The organism is Novosphingobium clariflavum (assembly GCF_026420865.1).
GTDB lineage: Bacteria > Pseudomonadota > Alphaproteobacteria > Sphingomonadales > Sphingomonadaceae > Novosphingobium > Novosphingobium clariflavum.
Genome location: NZ_JAPCWC010000048.1, coordinates 1 through 16,694 on the forward strand (window position 1 = coordinate 1; position 16,694 = coordinate 16,694).

Sequence of the window (16,694 nt, forward strand, 5' to 3'; positions counted from 1 at the left end):
CCTAGATGGAATTGTCGCCAGCTACGCCAATCGACCTGATTTGAGGACAGCGGTTGAAGAATCTCACAAAATTGGTGCGTTGGTGAAGAGTTTTTCTGCGAAATCCGGTAACCAATGACATCTGCAAAGAGGTACGTTGAAGCCGCATTGGGCGCTTAGCCGTCGCAGCAATGAGAGGTCGCTAGAGGGCGATCAGCGATCTCACATTGTACCGGCACACCTCAGTGGCAGGGCGCCAATCGCCTCAACCGGGTCTGGCGTGGGTCAAACCACTTTTCCTAGCCAAAGACGCCTCAGCCTTGACCCAAGCGCTCCCCAAGCGGGAGAGCTCTTCCCGTGGGAAACCGCCGATGTCCTTGTGGAAGTGCCTTAAGGAAGGTGGTGCCGCTTACGTGACTCGAACACGTGACCCCATCATTACGAATGATGTGCTCTACCAACTGAGCTAAAGCGGCATGCCTGATGCGCACCGGTGGGCCGGGCGATCGACAGGGGGCGCCTTTACCGAGCGCGCAGAGATCGCGCAAGGGGCTTTGCACTCACGGGCGATGAACTTTTTGCGATTTCTTGTCCCTCACAGGCCGAAGCGGAGTTTGATGGCGCGATACCGCTCGAGCAGCAGGGCGGCGCGTTCGTCCGGAGTGACTTTCGCGGTACCCTCGGGCAAGTGGTCGGGCAGATCGACAGCCTTCACCAGATGCGTGCGGAAAATCGCGCCCGCCTGGCTCATCAGGTTACGGTAGGTCAGATTGCCGTCGGAGAAGCCCTGGGTATCCAGCCAGTTGTGCAGGCCGGGGTCCTGGTGTGCAAGCACCAGGCGCACCACGCCGTCCTCGTCCACTCGGGTGCGAGCCGGGCTATAACTGACCGGCCGATACAGGAAATCCATCGAACCCATCATCGCCCCGCCCATGCCGAACAGCCAGAAACCGGAATGCCAGTCCATCTCGACGATCAGCGCCTCGTCTGGTTCGAGGTGCCAGACCATGTGCGCGGCCATACGCCCGCGTTTGGCGTCGCTGCCGTCGTTGGCGATCTTGTCCGGCGGGAACATGTTGAGGCAGGCCGGATCGCAGACCCCGCGCGAGGTAAGCCAGGCGTGTTCGGGCCAGTCGCGCATCAGGCCGGTGACGAAATCGCCCGCCCAGTCCGTCGCCTCGATCATCCGGGCGGGCGTGGGAAGGGGGCGCACCGTTGTCATGCCGAGCCGCTCGACGGTGAACGTGGTCGGTGTCTCGCCCCAGGCGTCGAAGGCTTCGCGGATGAACAGCTTGCGCGTGCCCGGTGTGGTGGGGAGCCAGTTCTTCTCCCGCGGCGCCCCGCCGACGATCACTTCGAAGCTGCCGTCGGCGTCGGCTTCGATCTGATGGCCGAACAGGTTGGCCTCGGGAATGTCCCCGAAGGGTTCGTGCAGGCTGGGCCAGGCAGTACCGGGGATCCTGTCCGGGCGCGGGCCTTGCACCGTCACGTTGAGCCAGCGGGCGGTGCCCCGCTTGCCGCTGAGACGGTAGACATGATCGCCGCAAATCCATGCCTGCCGGTAGGTAAAGTCGGCCAGATCGCCGCCGAGCTTCATGGTCGGCGTGGTGAACCGGTGGATCTGGGGAAAGGCAGGATCGCGCGTTTCGAGGGCGAGATCGAAGGCTTGCCCCAGGTTTTGCGTCAGGAACCGGAAGGCATCGGCCCGCTGGAGCGGATTGGCCGGATTGGCGTCCTTGAAGGCGGACAAGCCCGCCTGCCGCAATTGGTTGCAGAATCTGTCCCAGGCAGCCTGGAGGGCGGCATCGTCGGGTCCTTCGCCATAGGCCATGCGTCAGGCTCCCAGCCTGGTGAGGAGATCGGAAAGGGTGTGGGCGGCGCGGGTGCAGGCCGCTTGCGCCCCCTCGGCCTCGATGCGCGGGCCGAGCAGTTCGAGATCGAACAGGCCGGTATAGCCCAGCTCCAGCACGCCGCGCAGGATCGTCTCCAGCGGCACGGCGCCGTCGCCGGGAACCGCGCGGCAGGGCGCGGCACGGTCGCCGGCGACATGGTCGCTCACCTGTATGAGGCCGGCAAGAGGGAGCGCCTCGGCCAGCTTTGCATGGAGGTCCGCTTCCATCCAGCAGGCGTGGAGATCGATGCAGAGGCCTATCTGCGCGTGCCGTGCCAGCCGCAGCGCATCAGGCAGGCTGTGGGCGATATGGATGTCCACCAGGAGCGGCGAGGCGTTCTCTACCAGCAAGACGACGCCCTGCCTCGCGGCATGTTCGCGGCACCGAGCGAGGAGGCCCTCAAAGCGGCTTGCCGCCTGCTCCCACGACAACGCACCGCGTCCGCCGGTGATGAGGTAGATGGACGGCGCGCCGAGCGCGGCGGCCATGTCGATCACGCGGAGCAGGCGCTGTGCGGCAGTGCCGCTGTCGCGTTCAAGGTCGGGATGAAGGGCAAAGGGGTGGTTGATGCAGCCGATCAGGACAGTTCCATGCTGCACCGCCTCGCGTGCAGCATGGAACGCGTTTTCCTGCAGCAGGAGCGGGGACACGAGAGTGGCATGGCGAACCCCCAGCGCGCCGCAGAATTCGAGGAAGGCCCCGGTCTCCCGGTCCATCATGGCCACCTGGTGAAGGCTAACGCGCGGGTGCATCAGCGCCGTTCGATCTCGACGCCAAAGCGTTCCCGGAACGGCGCGAACTCCGCGTTGAGCGCATCGATGTCATAGCCGGCATCGACCAGCACCTGGGTCGAGTAATGGAACGTGCCGTGGCGGTCGCCCTTGTTCTCGGCAAGGTAGCGCCGCATCGCCGCTTCGGCCGCGGGCGTGAAGGGGCGATCGGCGAAGGCATAGTAATCGCGGATCACACCGATCGGATCGGCCACGAAGTCGCGGTAGCGCACATGGTGGATGCGTGGATCGTTCGCCAGCGGATCAGCCATGGTCTGGCCGATCGACCAGCGCACGCGTTCGAGATGGGCGCGGGCTTCCTTCACCAGATCGATCCTGCCGACGATCCCATCCATGATGTCCGCCATCATCATCGTCGAACTCGCCGCGACCATCACCGGGTCGCGGTGCAGCCACACCAGCGATGCATCGGGATAGGCATCGAAGCAGGCGTCCAGCCGGGCGGTGTGGAAGCCCTTCAGCACCCAGTGGCGCGGCGGGCGCCGGTATTGCAGCGCCTGCACCATGGCCTTGTGGATGCGGTATTGCGCGGGCGGATCGGTGGGCAGGCCGAAGGAGAGGGTCTGCATCGGCACGCGCCACCATGCCGTGGGTGTCATCACCCGGAAATCGAAGGCCCAGGTACGTTCGTCCTCCGGCAGGCCGTTGCCGAGCATGTCGTTGTAGGGCTGGCAGTGCAGCCAGCGCGGCATCTTCGCGTTGATCTCGCGCCATTCGGCATCGGCGGCGGCGATGCGGGGATCGGGGGCTTCCACCGTCCCCGGCGGCGGCGAGGGGTGCATGACCTCCCAGAACCGCAGTGCCCGCGCTCCAGGGTCGACCGCAAGCAGCGCATGCATCAGCGTCGTGCCCGAGCGCGGTTCACCGCTGACGAACATCGGGCGGTCGATCGCTTCATCGGCCAGCGGGAAGCGCTTGCGATCCTCGAAGAAGCGCAGGCGATCGGTCAGCAGCCAGAGCAGGGTGTCCGCCGCTGCCGCGCGGCCGGCGGCATCCATGGCGACGGTGTTGATGTGCGCCACCGCGAGCGCGAAACGTTCGGGCAAGCCGTCATCCGCCCAGTCGTGCAGGCCGGTGATTTGCTGCGCCTGTGCCAGCAATTGCTGCGCGTTCAGAACGGCCATGTCAGCCCTCCACCAGAGCGGCGATTTCGTCCTCGGTCGCGCGGACTTTGGCGGCGCTCTCGGCGGAGAACTTCATGCCGCCCATCGCGCCGTATTCCATCAGCTTGTAGACACGCATCCCGGCGTCGGCGAAGCCCTTGAGCTTGCGCGCGACGTCCTTCGGCGTGCCCACGGGCAGCACGTCGCGGATCGCCTGCGGGTCCATCTCGTCGCAGAATTTCAGCATCCTCTCGCGGCTGAGGCGCACCGGATCGAAGTCCATGATGCCGCGCCAGTCCGGGCCCATCGGATGCTCGTAACCGAACTGGGCGAGGTCCCTGGCGGTCATCATCAGGATGATCGACTTCACCATCGGCGCGCGCAGCATTTCGTCGATCTCGTCGGGCTCGCCGATGAGGCACATCTGGGTAAGTGCGGGCGTAAAATGGCTCATGTCGCGCCCGGCAGCATCGCCTGCATCGAGGATGACCTTGAGCTTTGCCGCATAGTCTTCCGGGGTCCACGAACCCGCCGGCCACCAGCCATCCGCCTCGCGCCCGGTAATGGCGAGCATGCGCGGGCCCGCCGCGCCCAGCCAGATCGGCGGCGGCGTGCCCTCATGGAACTCGGTGTCCATCCGCGCGTGATGGAGGTGGAAGAACTGTCCCTCGAAATCGACCGGGCCTTGCGCATGCCACAGCAGCTTGATGACCTTGATGGCTTCTTCCAGCCGCCCCACCGGCTTGTCGAAATCGAACCCGTAGGGAACCGTGTTTTCCAGTTCCCCCGAGCCGAGACCGAGGATGAAGCGGCCTTTCGACAGGTGGCTGATCGTCAGCGCCGTCTGCGCCAGCAGCGAGGGGTGGCGGCGCACGGTATCGACCACGGTGGTCGCCAGCGGGGTGTTCTTCGTCAGCACCGCCGTCGCCGCCGCCACCGCCAGTCCATCGAGATGGCGGTGCGGGCTGGGCGATGCCTTGGCGAGATCGGTGAACTCCGGCGTCCAGATCGAGTCGGGCCAGAAGCTGACCATGTGATCGGGCAGCCAGATCGAGTGATAGCGCCCCGAATCGTAGTCCTGCGCCATGTCGATGCCAAGCGGCAGGGTGGTGCGCAGGAAGGCAGCGGGCTGCACTGTGCCGGCCTCGGTCATGGCGTGTTCCTCTCGTGCGGCACCTGGGCGCCGCTGGCCCGTACCGCCGGGGTGATGGTTCGGTACGGTGCATTTTTCCCGCCTCGCTTGTGGGCTAGCCCTCGGCTCCGGAAAATTCCCATTTGGGGATCACGACGATGCTGCAGGACAAGGATGCCGCGCAACTGTTGCCGCCGCTGATCGCAGGGCTGGTCGAGCAGCCACCCTGGCAGGGGTTCCTCGAGGCGCTGCGCGCGCGGTTGGCGGCCGATTATGCCAGCCTGGTGTTTCGGCCCCTGCCGCTCGGCACGCCCGAGGCGCGGGTGATCCACCTCTATGCCGGCGCCCCCTCGCCGCCGGAGGTATCGCGCCACTACCGCGAGAACTTCTACTTGCGCGACCCGGTGCCCTACCACGCGATGGCCGAAGGGCGCAGCCACACGCTTGCCGATCTGCTGGCCGCCCCGGTGACCGCGCCGCGCGGAGCCAGCTACTTTCGCGAACTGCTGGCGCCTTCGGGCATGAACCACTTGCGGATGATCCGCTGCGCCGAACCGGGCGGGGTCAGCGGCTGGATCACCGTGACCCGGCGCGAGGCGGACTTTGCCGCCGGAGCCGATCGCCTGCTGGAGGATCTCGCCCCGCACTTGCGCGCCGCGCTGGCCGCGCTCGTTGCGCTCGAGCGCGAGCGGCTGACCGCCGACATCGCGCGCGAGGCGGTGCGGCGCATGAACTTCGGCTGGCTGACGCTCGATGCGGCGGGCCGGGTCTGCGACGGCGATGCGATCGGCGCAGGCCTGCTGGCGGCGGCGGGGCTATCCGTGCAGGGCCGCGAAGGCCGCCTCACCGCGCGCGACCCGCAATTGCGCCGCCAGCTCCACGCGGCGATCCGCGAACTGGCCGAGCAGCCGCAGGCCCGCCCGCGCGCGCTTGTCATCCGCCGCGACCCCTGGCTCGACCTGCTGCTGGTGCCTTCGGGCGGGCGGATGGGCGCAACGCGGGCGACCCCGGCGGTGCTCTGTTACCTCCATGCCGATCACTGGTCGTCGGCGGACCGCTGCGAACAGCTGGCCCAGCTCTTCGATCTCACTCGCAGCGAGGCCCGCCTCGCCCTCGCCCTCAGCCGCGGCGCGACGATCGCCGAGGCGGCCCCGGACATCGGCCTCACCGTCGAATCGGCGCGGACCTATTCGAAACGGATCTATGCGAAGACCGGTGCGCGCGGCGCGGCCGATCTCGTGCGGTTCATCCACCGCAGCGTGCTGGCGATGGCCTGATCGGGCCGCTGCCTGCTCAGGCCGCGAGCTGCACGCCCGATTGATGGTCCAGCGCCAAGGCGCGAACGGCCGCCGGGCGGCTGCGGCAGCGCTCGATATAGGCATCCAGCGCATCATCCGCCGGGAAGGCACGGCGGCCAAAGCCCAGGGCGCTGCTGATCAGCAAGTCCGCCGCCGTGAAATCGCGCCCCATCACGTAAGGCCCCTGTGCCAGCACGCCGCGCAGCCTTGCGACGACCGCGTCATGATCGCGCTGCTGCCGGGGCGATCCTGCCAGGGTGCCGGACAGTCCCGCGAACAGCGCCTGCTCCAGTTCGGTCGCATACCAGCCGATCCAGCCGAGATAGGCCCCGCGGCGCGCATCGCCCGGCGCCGGGGCCAATCCCGCCAGCGGGAAGGCATCGGCCAGATAGAGAACGATCGCGACCGATTCCGGGATCAGCGCATCGCCATGAACGAGGACGGGCACGCGTTTGTCGGGATGCGGGTTCGCCGGATCGGGCTGGCCCTCGCCGGTCATCGGGCGGAAGATCGAGACCGGCCGGATCTCGTAGGAAACCCCCAGTTCCTCCAGCAGCCAGATGATACGGGACGAGCGTGATTGCGGGGCGTGGAACAGGGTGATCATGGGACATCTCCTCGATGGACATTTGCCCCGCAGGCCTTCGCCGCGAAGCATGGCCCTTGTACCGCCCCCCTGCTGACAGCATTCTGTCAGCAGGAGACCAGACCATGCGCCGGGCAGACAGATTGTTCCAGTTGATCCAGATCTTGCGCCGCTCGTCCCGCCCGGTGACGGCGGCCGAAATGGCACGGGAACTGGAAGTGTCCCCACGCACCGTCTATCGCGACGTGGCCGACCTGATCGCGCAGCGGGTGCCCGTGCAGGGCGAGGCGGGCCTGGGCTACATCCTCGACGATTCCTTCGACATGCCTCCCCTGATGCTGACGCCGGACGAGATCGAGGCCGCGGTGCTCGGCGCGCAATGGGTCGCGGGACGCGGCGATCCGGTGCTGGCCAACGCGGCACGCGACCTGATTGCCAAGATCACCCGTGTCGTGCCGGAACGGCTCCGGCCGATCATCGCCCATCCCGCCACCGGGACCCGGCCCGCCGCCGCTCCCGCTGCTGCCCCTTCCGCCGATCGCATCGACCTGGCCCGCACGCGGGTCTGGATCAGGGATGGCCGCAAGATCGAGATCGCCTATCTCGACCAGCATGGCGACCGCACGGTGCGGACGGTCTGGCCGATCATCCTCGGTTTTCTCGACGATACCCGCATGCTGGCGGCATGGTGCGAACTGCGGCAGGACTTCCGCCATTTCCGCGCCGACCGGATCCTGGCGGCCACGTTCATCGAGGAGCGCTACGACTTGCGCCCCGCCGCGCTCCGCCAGCGCTGGCGGCGGGACATGGAAAAACGCCGGGCCCGCGAGAGGGCCGCGTGACCGCTCCTGCCAAGGCGGCCCGCTATTGCCCGACCGCCGGCAGCGGCCCGGTACCGTTGAACTTGCCTGCCTGGTAATCGCGGATGGCCTCGCCGATTTCCTCACGGGTGTTCATCACGAAAGGCCCGTGGGCAACCACCGGCTCGCCGATCGGATCGGCATGACCGAACAGCAGCACCGCATCCTCCCCGGCGTCCTGCGGGACCGCCAGCGCGACATGGTCGCCGTCAGCCGCCAGCGTGACCAGATGCCACGCCGCCACGTCCGCGCCGCTGACCTTGGGGTGTCCGGACACGACATATAGAAACACGCTGCGTCCTTGCGGGGCGGGCAGGTCGATCCGCGCGCCGGGCGAGAGCCGGAGGGTCGACATGAACACCCCGGTCAGCGACCGGATCGGCCCGGTCACCCCCGCAAACGTGCCGGCGATGAGGTTCAGCGTGCCCTGTCCGTCCGCCACCGGGATCGCGGGAATGGCATCGGCCTGGACACCGGTGTAGCGCGGCGCCGTCATCTTGAGAGCAGCGGGCAGATTGACCCAGAGCTGGAGGATTTCCAGCCCCCCGCCCGCCTGCTTGAACGAGGGCGGCGAGACTTCGGCATGGATCAGGCCGGAGCCTGCGGTCATCCACTGCACCCCGCCCGCCTCGATCACGCTCTCGTGGCCGCCGCTGTCGTAATGGGCAAGGTTTCCCTCGAGAATGAACGTCACCGTCTCGAAACCGCGATGGGGATGCGGGCCGAACGGCAGGCCGTTGTTGCCCGGCGGATAAGTCTGCGGGCCGTGGTGGTTGAGGAACAGGAAGGGATCGACCTGATCGAGCCCCGGGCCCGGCACCGGCCTGCGGGTAACGAGGTCGGCGATGTCGTCGCGCAAAGCGGGGTGGATCCCGGTAAGGGAGCGGCTGGTCATCGAGGTTCCTTGTTGGCGGCAGGGGGAACGGGAGGGGGAACAGCCGCGCCGGCACGGGCCGGCACGGGCCGTCACCCCGCGATGTCGCCTCGCATGGCCCGGATGGCAAGTGCGTTTTTCCGGGCGCTCGGTTCAGAAAAGTCCGTCGTCGAAGAGGCCGTCATCGAAGAGACCATCGTCGAAAGCGCCGTCGTTGTCGGATCCGGCCCCGGGGAGAGCCGAAGCACCCGCCGCCGCGGCGAGCGGCGTCATCCCGGGAAGCAGGAAACCGTCGTGGACACGACGCTCGTCGGCCATCGTGTAGCTGCGGCCGATGGCGATGAGCAGCTCGCGGAGCGCCTCCTCCTCACCGGGCGCCGCCACGCCATCCCCGTCGCCATCGCTACCACTGGGCGACACGCCATCTTCGTCGCCGCAAGGCGCCAGTTGCATGACGGCATCGCCGATCGTCTCGCCGATCGCGATCGCCTCGTCGAGCAGTGCCGAGGCGCGCTCGAGCATGCCGGTCACCCCGTGCGAGCGGCGGCCGATGTCGGTCATCGCCGTCTCGGTGCGGTCGGCACAGTCGTGGATCGCCGCCAGCGAGCGGGTCAGCCCGAGGCCGCCCCCGACCTCTCCCTCGGCCTGCATGCGCATGCGCACCGAGACTTCGCCCAGCATGCCTTCGGCCCGGTCGATCTCGCGGATCACCGCATCGAACTGGTCCGACTGGCTGCGGATCTCGGCAGCAATGACATTGACCGGGCGGCCGATGACTTCGACCTTGCGGCATCGCAGGCCGATGTTGATCGCCATCTGCCGCACGTCGAGGCTGAGTTCGCGGATCGTCTTCACCCGCGCGGTGACGTCGCTGACGGTAAGCGCGATGACCTCCAGCGTGGCTTCGGCCTGGGCATCCGCGCGCTGCAGCTGGTCGACCATGCCCGCCGCATCGGCAATGCCCTGTTCCAGCCGATGAAGGAACACCGCGCCATCGCCGCCCTCGCCCGCGCTTGACGCCCGCAGCGCGATCAGGCCCTCGGCATCCTTGCGCAGCGCGTGGAGCGCCAGCGCCAGCGCCGCCGCATCGCGCCGGTATTCGTCCGAGGCTTCCAGCGCCAGCGCCGCGAGCAGCCGCCGGACATGCCGCCGCGCGCCCTCGCCGGGCAGCGTTCCTGCCGCCTGCGCCGCCTCCAGCAGCCGCCCCCCCCGTCACCACGTGTTCGAGCCGCTGGCGCGCCCGGTCGCCGACCTGGATCGCGCCCAGCGCGGCGCCGAGTTCCCCCTGGATCGAGCGCGCCAGCGTACCGGTCGCCTGCGCCAGTCGCACCAGCCCGGCCTGATGGCCGCGCAGCGCCTCGGCATCGCCGATCAGTCGGTCGGGCACTTGCGGCAGGACCTTGCGGCACTCCGCCTCGAGCAGCGCGTCGTTGTGCAGCATGCAATCCATGCTGCTGGCAAGATCCGCCAGCCTTGCCGCGAACCCCTTGGCCTCCTCCTCGCCGATCTTGAGCTTCTCGCCCATGCGGTTGGCGAAGTCGACAAAGGCCTCGGCGCCGGAAGCGGCGATCTTGACGTTCATGCCGTAGATCTGGAGCACCCTGAGCGCGCGCTGCACTTCGCCGACGCTGCGCGCCAGGTGGCGCGAGGCCTGGCGGATCGCATCGGCCTCGCCGCCGCGCCGGGCGGCCTGGGCGGAAACGCCCGAAAGCCGCTGCGCCGCCTCGGTCAGATCGGTCACCGCGCCGGCCGCCTCGCCCTGCTCGAACATGCCGGCAACGGCCTGCAGCGCGGCAACGATCCGCTCGATGGCATCGACCGCGGCGCAAAGACACGCGCTCGTCTCGTTGAATCGCGCATCGAGGTCGCGGGCGATGTCCGCCAGCCGTCCGCCCGCCTCGGTCAGCTGCGTATCCCCGACCGGGTCATGGGCGCTCTCATCGGGCGGACCATCGGCCGTATCCCCTGACGCAGCGTCCTGCGGCACTGCGGCCAGTTCGTCGTGGGGATCGTCGGCCCAATCGTCGCTCCAGTCGCCATTTCCGGCTGCCGCAGCGCCGCCGATCCCGCCCACGGCAAGGTCGCCGGGCGGATCGCAGCCCGAATCCGGGATCGGGCCCGGCTCCGGCTCCGTCTCCGGCTCCGGACTGGCACTTTCGAACGCGGCGGCGGGCATGGCCTCCATCACTCAGCGTTCCGCCGCGTGCAGCATCTCGCGGGCGATCCCGCCCAGCGTGACCACCCGGTCCGCAGCGCCCCGCGCGATCGCCTCCTTGGGCATGCCGAACACGATCGAGCTGGCCTCGTCCTGGGCGATCGTGCGGGCGCCTGCCTCCTTCATTTCCAGCAGGCCGCGCGCGCCGTCGTCGCCCATGCCGGTCATGATCACGCCGACCGCATTGGCGCCCGCCGAACGTGCCGCCGAGCGGAACAGCACGTCCACCGAAGGCCGATGGCGCGAGACCAGCGGCCCGTCGCGCACCGAGACGAGATAGCGCGCGCCCTGCCGCTCCAGCATCGTGTGCTTGCCCCCCGGCGCGATCAGCACGTGGCCGCGCATGACGGTATCGCCGTCCTCGGCCTCCTTCACGCTCACTTCGCACAGGCTGTCGAGCCTGCGGGCAAAGGCGCGGGTGAAATGCTCGGGCATGTGCTGGACGATGACGATGCCCGGCGCATTGGCGGGCAGCACCTCGAGCACTGCGCGCAGCGCCTCGGTGCCGCCGGTCGAGGCGCCGATGCAGACCACCATCTCGGTCGTGCGGCTCATCGCCCGCCCGCTGGGCGGCGGCAGCACCGCGTCGGCGGTCAGCTTGGCCTGCGGTTCGAGCGGGCGGACCGGCGCGCGGCGCCCCTGCACCCGCGCACGGGCGGCGCCCTTCACCACCTCGCGGATCATGTCGCGCGCCTCGTTGAGATGGTCGGCCACCCCCATGCGCGGCTTGAGGATGACGTCGACCGCCCCCGCCTCGAGCGCCTGCATGAGCGTCTCGGAGCCTTGCTCGGTGAGCGAGGAGCACATCACCACCGGCACCGGGCACTGGCTCATCAGCTTGCGCAGGAAGGTGATGCCGTCCATCCGCGGCATCTCGACGTCGAGGGTGATGACGTCGGGCACCTCGCTCTGGATGCAGCGGGCGGCGGCGAAGGGATCGGCGGCGGTGGCGATCACCTCGATGCCGGGGTCCTCCTCGAGGATCGCCTTCATCGTCTGGCGCACGGTGGCGCTGTCATCGACAATCAGCACGCGGGTCTTGTGGGCGCCCATGGGTCTATTTCCTCTGGAAGACAGTGCCGCCGACCGGTTCCAGGCAGTGGCGGAAACCGCTGATCGATTCGGAATGCCCCAGGAACAGGTAGCCGCCCGGCTGGAGCTGCTCACAGAGCCGGGTGACGACCGCCTCCTGGGTGGGCTTGTCGAAATAGATCAGCACGTTGCGGCAGAAGATCACGTCGAACGGCTCGCCCAGCGGATAGAACCGGTCGATCAGGTTGAGGCGGCCGAAGCCGATCTTGCGGCGCAGCTCGGCGGCGATGCGCACTTCGCCGCGCTCCGGGTCCTTGGGCTCCAGCACGTAGCGGCGGCGCAAGTGCAGCGGCACCGGCTCCACCATCTCGCGCGGATAGACGCCGCGGATCGCGGCCGCCAGCACGTCGGTATCGAGGTCGGTCGCCACGATCCGGTACTCGGGCCCGCCGCGCCGCCCGGCGAATTCGTCGAACAGCATGGCCAGCGTATAAGGCTCGGCGCCGATCGAGCAGGCCGCGCTCCAGCAGCGGATCGCGCGGCGCCCTTCCTCCAGATAGGCGGGCAATACGCTGTCGACGAGATAGTCGAAATGGCGCGGCTCACGGAAGAAGTCGGTCTTGTTGGTGGTCACCGCATTGATGAGGTGTTCCAGCTCGTGCGGACTGACCGCCGGATCGAGGATGAAGGCGCAGTAGTCCCTGAGGCTGGCATGGCCGGTGGTGCGCGCGCGGCGGCGCAGCCGGCCTTCCAGCATCGTCTGCTTGGAGGACTGCAGGTTGATCCCCGCCTCGGCGTGAATCAGCGCGGCAAGCGCGTGGAACTGGGCCGTTTCGATCCGGTCGGGACAGTCCGGCGGTTCGAAGAAGACGGACGCCAGCTCGCTCATGCCGCGCGGCCGAAGTCGCCATCCTCGTCATCCGCCCCCCCGGACGTGAGATCGAGCGCAAAGCCGCGCACCCGCTCCTGCTGGTGGGCGACCGATCCGGGCCGGGGCTTGCGGGGGGCGGCAGTCACGCGCTTGCCGCCGTCCTTGGTCGGCACTTTGGCCGCCGCGCCGCCAGGGGCCGCGCGGCGCGCCGGGACGGCCGGCGCGGGGCTGCGCGGGGCTGCGATGCGGGCGACGTCCTCGTCGGCAAGGCGGAAGAAGGTAATCGACTGCTGCAGTTCCTCGGCCTGCGAGGCCAGTGCCTCGGAGGTCGAGGAGATCAGCTCGGAGGCGCTGGCGTTCTGCTGGGTGACCTTGTCGAGCTGCTGGATCGCCTCGTTGATCTGGGCGGCGCCGATGTCCTGTTCGCGGCAGGCGGCGCTGATCTCGCAGACCAGCTCGGCGGTGCGGCGGATGTCGGGCACCAGCTTGCCCAGCATCTCGCCCGCCTCGGCCGCCGCCTTGACGGTATCGGAGGAGACCGCGACGATCTCGGCTGCCGCGCTCTGGCTGCGCTCGGCGAGCTTGCGCACTTCGGAGGCGACCACCGCGAAGCCCTTGCCGTGCTCGCCCGCGCGCGCCGCTTCGACCGCGGCGTTGAGCGCCAGGAGGTCGGTCTGGCGGGCGATCTCCTGGACGATGGAGATCTTCTCGGCGATCGTGCGCATGGCATCGACCGCCTTGTCCACCGCCACGCCCGACAGCTCGGCATCCCTGGAGGACTGCCGCGCGATCTTCTCGGTCTGCGCGGCATTGTCGGCGTTCTGCTTGATGTTGGCAGCCATCTCTTCCATCGAGGCGGAGGCTTCCTCGGCCGAGGCGGCCTGCTCGGTGGCGCCTTCCGACAATTGCTGCGAACTCGTCGCCATCTGGTTGCTGCCCTGCGCCACCTGCCCGGCCGCCACCCCGACATTGCCGGCAAAGGTGCGCAAGTTGGCGATCAGCGCGTTGATCGAGTTCTTCATGTTCTGGTGATCCCCCTCGCAGGCGATCTCGACCTGTTCGACCAGGCTGCCGGTGCTGACCTCGCCCAGCACCCGGTTGCCTTCCTCGATCGGCAGCAGGATCGCATCGAGCATGCCGTTGATGCCCGCGACCAGCGCGCCGAAATCGCCGACGAAGCGCCTGTCGTCACCGCGCTCGTCAAGCTGGCCGGCGGTCGCGGCGGCGATCAGGCGGCGGATCTCCTCGGTGATCGCCCGCAGGTTGCCGCGCAGCGTCTCGATGGTCTCGTTGATGAAGGCCTTCTTGCCCGGGAACGCTTCCAGATGGGCGTCGAAATCCCCCTCGCCGAACGCCTTCACGCAGGCCATCGCCTTCTTCTTCACCTCGATGTGGCCGGCCACCATCTTGTTGATGCCATCCGCCACGACGCCAAAGTCGCCCTTGAACCGCTCGACCGGGACAATCACGTCGATGTCGCCGCGATAGTGCTCGGCCGACATGTGGTTCATCTCGAAGATCAGCCCGGTGAGATTGTCGCGCAGCGTCTCGATGGTGTCGTTGATGAACGCCTTCTTGCCGGGGAACGCCTCCAGCGGGGCGGAGAAATCCCCTTCGCTGAACGCCTTCACGCAGGCCATCGCCTTCTTCTTGACGCTGATGTGCCCCGCCACCATCGCGTTGATCGCCTCGGCCATGGCCGCATAGTGGCCGCTGAAATCCTGTGCCGCGATGACCACGTCGATGTCGCCGCGATCATGCTCGCCCGACATCCGGGCGATCGCCCCGGACAGGTCCGAGACCGGCCGCGCGGCACTGTCCAGCAGGCGGTTGACGGCGGCAAGAACCTCGCGCGTGCCGCCTGCATAGGCATCGCAGTCGGCGCGCTCGGCGATCTCGCCGCGCGCCAGCGCCGCTTCGAGCCGGGCGATCTCGGCCTGGACGATCCGGGAGGAGGGAGGAGAAAGCCAGCTCAGCGACATGGGGGCGACCTTTCGGCTTGAAAAACGGAAAACGGAAAACGGGAAACGGCGGCGGCTATCCGGCCGCCTTGCGCAGGAGCGGGGGAACGACGGCGACATCCTCGGCGGTGAAGATCCGGCCGACGTCGACCATGACGACAAAACCGTCCTCGCGGCGCACCACCCCGGTGATGTAGTCGCAGTTCCAGCGCACGCCGATGTCGGGCGCCGCCTCGATGCGGACGCGCTCGTAGCTGCTGACGTCCAGCACCCGGTCAATCACCACGCCCAGCGTCAGCAGGCGCTGCTCCAGCGGCACGTCGAGAATGAGGATGCGCGTCGCCAGCGTCGGCTCCGCCTGCGCCATGCCCAGCCGCAGCCGCAAGTCGACCGTCGGCACCCCCTGCCCGCGCACGTCGGTGAGGCCGAGGAAATGGTGCGGGCCATTGGGCACGTGGCAGGGCGGGCGGTAGTCGAGGATCTCGCGCACCAGCGCCACCGGCACCGCAAAGACTTCCTTGCCGAGCCCGAACTCCACCACCTGCACTTCGGCACCCGGCGTCCCGCGCCCCGGCGTGGTCGCAGCTCCCGTTTCCGCCTCCGGCCTGCCCAGATCATCCCCGCTCATGCCGCCCGCCCAAAGTCCGCGTCCTCGGCATCGGAGCCGCCGTCGGTGAGGTTGAGGGCGAAACCGGCTACGCGCTCCTGCTGGTCGGCAATCGAATTGCGCTTGGGCGACCGGGCGACAGCGCGCGTCCGCGCCCGTGACGGCGCACTGGCCGAAGCGGACACCGCCTTGCCGCGCGCAGGCGCCGAAGCCGCCGGGCGCATCCGCTGACCACCGATCTCGAAGAAGGCAATCGCGTTCTGGAGTTCCTCGGCCTGCGAGGCCAGCTGCTCGGACGTCGAGGAAATCTCGTCGGAAGCGCTGGCATTGAGCTGCGTCACCTTGTCGAGCTGCTGGATCGCCTCGTTGATCTGCGACGCGCCGATGTCCTGCTCGCGGCAGGCGGCGCTGATCTCGCAGACCAGTTCGGCGGTGCGGCGAATGTCGGGGACCAGCTTGACCAGCATCTCGCCCGCCGCGGTCGCGGCCTTGAGGGTATCGCCCGAGACCGCGACGATTTCCGAGGCGGCCGTCTGGCTGCGTTCGGCCAGCTTGCGCACTTCGGAGGCGACGACCGCGAAGCCCTTGCCATGTTCGCCCGCGCGCGCCGCCTCGACCGCGGCGTTGAGCGCCAGGAGGTCGGTCTGGCGGGCGATCTCCTGGACGATGCCGATCTTCTCGGCGATCGTGCGCATCGCCAGCACCGCGTTCTGCACCGCCTCGCCCGAAGCCTCGGCGTCCCGGGAGGACTGGCGCGCGATCTTCTCGGTCTGCGCGGCATTGTCGGCGTTCTGCTTGATGTTGGCGGCCATCTCTTCCATCGAGGCCGAGGCCTCTTCCGCCGAAGCCGCCTGCTCGGTGGCGCCCTGCGAGAGCTGCTCGGAGCTTTCGGCCAGCTGGCGGCTGCCGATCGAGACGTTTTCCGCCGCCGCCGTGGTCCCGCCCACCACCGTGCGCAGCCGCTCGATCATGCTGATCAGCGACGTGCCCAGCTCGTCCTGCTCGGAGAGCTTCTCGTGATCGACGGTGAGGTCGCCCTGGGCGATGCGATCGGCCACCTTGGCGGTCTTGCGCATGCTGTCGACCAGCAGGTTGATGGCGTTCTTCATGCGCTGGTGATCGCCGTGGCACTCGATCTCGATGCGTTCGGCAAGATCGCCCGCGCTGAGCCGCCCCAGCACGCGGTTGCCCTCGGCGATCGGCAGCACGATCGCATCGAGCATGCCGTTGATGCCCGAGACCAGCCGCGCATAGTCACCCACGAAACGCCCGGCATCGCCGCGCTCGTCGAGCCGTCCGGCGGTGGAAGCCGCGATCAGGCGCTGGATCTCCTCGGTGATCTCGCGCAGGTTCCTGCGCAGGGTCTCGATGGTCTCGTTGATGAAAGCCTTCTTGCCGGGGAATGCCTCCAGCGGCGCGGAGAAATCGCCCTCGCCGAACGCCTTGACGCAGGCCATTGCCTTCTTCTTCACCGCGATGTGGCCCGCCACCAT

The 16,694-nt window shown here is 68.4% G+C and carries 15 protein-coding genes and 1 tRNA gene; 3 read left to right on the plus strand and 13 right to left on the minus strand.

Annotated elements, in window-relative coordinates; genetic code table 11:
* Positions 1-379: 379 nt before the first annotated feature.
* The 5 genes from OKA11_RS23395 to OKA11_RS23415 form a co-directional block, all read right to left on the minus strand.
* Positions 380-455 (minus strand) — tRNA-Thr (locus OKA11_RS23395).
* A gap of 119 nt (positions 456-574) precedes the next feature.
* Positions 575-1,810: a DUF1214 domain-containing protein gene (locus OKA11_RS23400; RefSeq protein ID WP_267224872.1), complete on the minus strand. Its 1,236-nt coding sequence runs from the start codon at positions 1,808-1,810 to the stop codon at positions 575-577.
* 3 nt (positions 1,811-1,813) lie between these two features.
* A complete protein-coding gene (locus OKA11_RS23405; protein ID WP_267224874.1) occupies positions 1,814-2,623 on the minus strand; it encodes a sugar phosphate isomerase/epimerase family protein in 810 nt (269 codons plus the stop codon).
* Positions 2,623-3,786, minus strand: coding sequence for a sulfotransferase family protein (locus OKA11_RS23410; RefSeq protein ID WP_267224876.1), 1,164 nt, complete (start codon positions 3,784-3,786; stop codon positions 2,623-2,625). The genes OKA11_RS23405 and OKA11_RS23410 overlap by 1 nt, the downstream gene beginning before the upstream one ends.
* Before the next feature lies 1 nt (position 3,787).
* Positions 3,788-4,918 (minus strand): LLM class flavin-dependent oxidoreductase, encoded by a 1,131-nt coding sequence (locus OKA11_RS23415; RefSeq protein ID WP_267224879.1) that lies wholly within the window; start codon positions 4,916-4,918, stop codon positions 3,788-3,790.
* Positions 4,919-5,055: 137 nt separating this feature from the next.
* On the opposite strand from OKA11_RS23415, the gene OKA11_RS23420 reads away from it, so the two are divergent.
* Complete coding sequence (locus OKA11_RS23420) at positions 5,056-6,174, plus strand: helix-turn-helix transcriptional regulator (protein WP_267224880.1); 1,119 nt, start codon at positions 5,056-5,058, stop codon at positions 6,172-6,174.
* A gap of 16 nt (positions 6,175-6,190) precedes the next feature.
* On the opposite strand, the gene OKA11_RS23425 is transcribed toward OKA11_RS23420, so the two are convergent.
* Entirely contained in the window at positions 6,191-6,802 is a 612-nt protein-coding gene (locus OKA11_RS23425; protein ID WP_267224882.1) for a glutathione S-transferase family protein, read from the minus strand.
* A 104-nt stretch (positions 6,803-6,906) separates the two neighbouring features.
* Here OKA11_RS23425 and OKA11_RS23430 point away from each other — a divergent pair, with 104 nt between their 5' ends.
* Positions 6,907-7,623, plus strand: coding sequence for a helix-turn-helix transcriptional regulator (locus OKA11_RS23430; RefSeq protein WP_267224884.1), 717 nt, complete (start codon positions 6,907-6,909; stop codon positions 7,621-7,623).
* 22 nt (positions 7,624-7,645) lie between these two features.
* Here OKA11_RS23430 and OKA11_RS23435 read toward each other — a convergent pair whose 3' ends face one another.
* Entirely contained in the window at positions 7,646-8,536 is an 891-nt protein-coding gene (locus OKA11_RS23435) for a pirin family protein (protein ID WP_267224886.1), read from the minus strand.
* 132 nt (positions 8,537-8,668) lie between these two features.
* Complete coding sequence (locus OKA11_RS23440) at positions 8,669-9,502, minus strand: hypothetical protein (protein ID WP_267224888.1); 834 nt, start codon at positions 9,500-9,502, stop codon at positions 8,669-8,671.
* A gap of 61 nt (positions 9,503-9,563) precedes the next feature.
* On the opposite strand from OKA11_RS23440, the gene OKA11_RS23445 reads away from it, so the two are divergent.
* Positions 9,564-10,484, plus strand: coding sequence for a hypothetical protein (locus OKA11_RS23445; protein ID WP_267224891.1), 921 nt, complete (start codon positions 9,564-9,566; stop codon positions 10,482-10,484).
* Between the two features lie 219 nt (positions 10,485-10,703).
* On the opposite strand, the gene OKA11_RS23450 is transcribed toward OKA11_RS23445, so the two are convergent.
* The 5 genes from OKA11_RS23450 to OKA11_RS23470 all read right to left on the minus strand — a co-directional run.
* Positions 10,704-11,783 (minus strand): protein-glutamate methylesterase/protein-glutamine glutaminase, encoded by a 1,080-nt coding sequence (locus OKA11_RS23450; protein WP_267224893.1) that lies wholly within the window; start codon positions 11,781-11,783, stop codon positions 10,704-10,706.
* Positions 11,784-11,787: 4 nt separating this feature from the next.
* On the minus strand, positions 11,788-12,651 hold the full coding sequence (locus tag OKA11_RS23455) for a CheR family methyltransferase (RefSeq protein WP_267224895.1): 864 nt from the start codon (positions 12,649-12,651) through the stop codon (positions 11,788-11,790).
* Positions 12,648-14,615, minus strand: coding sequence for a methyl-accepting chemotaxis protein (locus OKA11_RS23460; protein ID WP_267224897.1), 1,968 nt, complete (start codon positions 14,613-14,615; stop codon positions 12,648-12,650). Before OKA11_RS23460 ends, OKA11_RS23455 begins: the two co-directional genes overlap by 4 nt.
* A 55-nt stretch (positions 14,616-14,670) precedes the next feature.
* Positions 14,671-15,222 (minus strand): chemotaxis protein CheW, encoded by a 552-nt coding sequence (locus OKA11_RS23465; protein ID WP_323748339.1) that lies wholly within the window; start codon positions 15,220-15,222, stop codon positions 14,671-14,673.
* Positions 15,219-16,694 (minus strand): methyl-accepting chemotaxis protein (locus OKA11_RS23470; protein WP_267224899.1); only part of this gene is annotated, 1,476 nt, incomplete at its 5' end. The genes OKA11_RS23470 and OKA11_RS23465, both read right to left, overlap by 4 nt.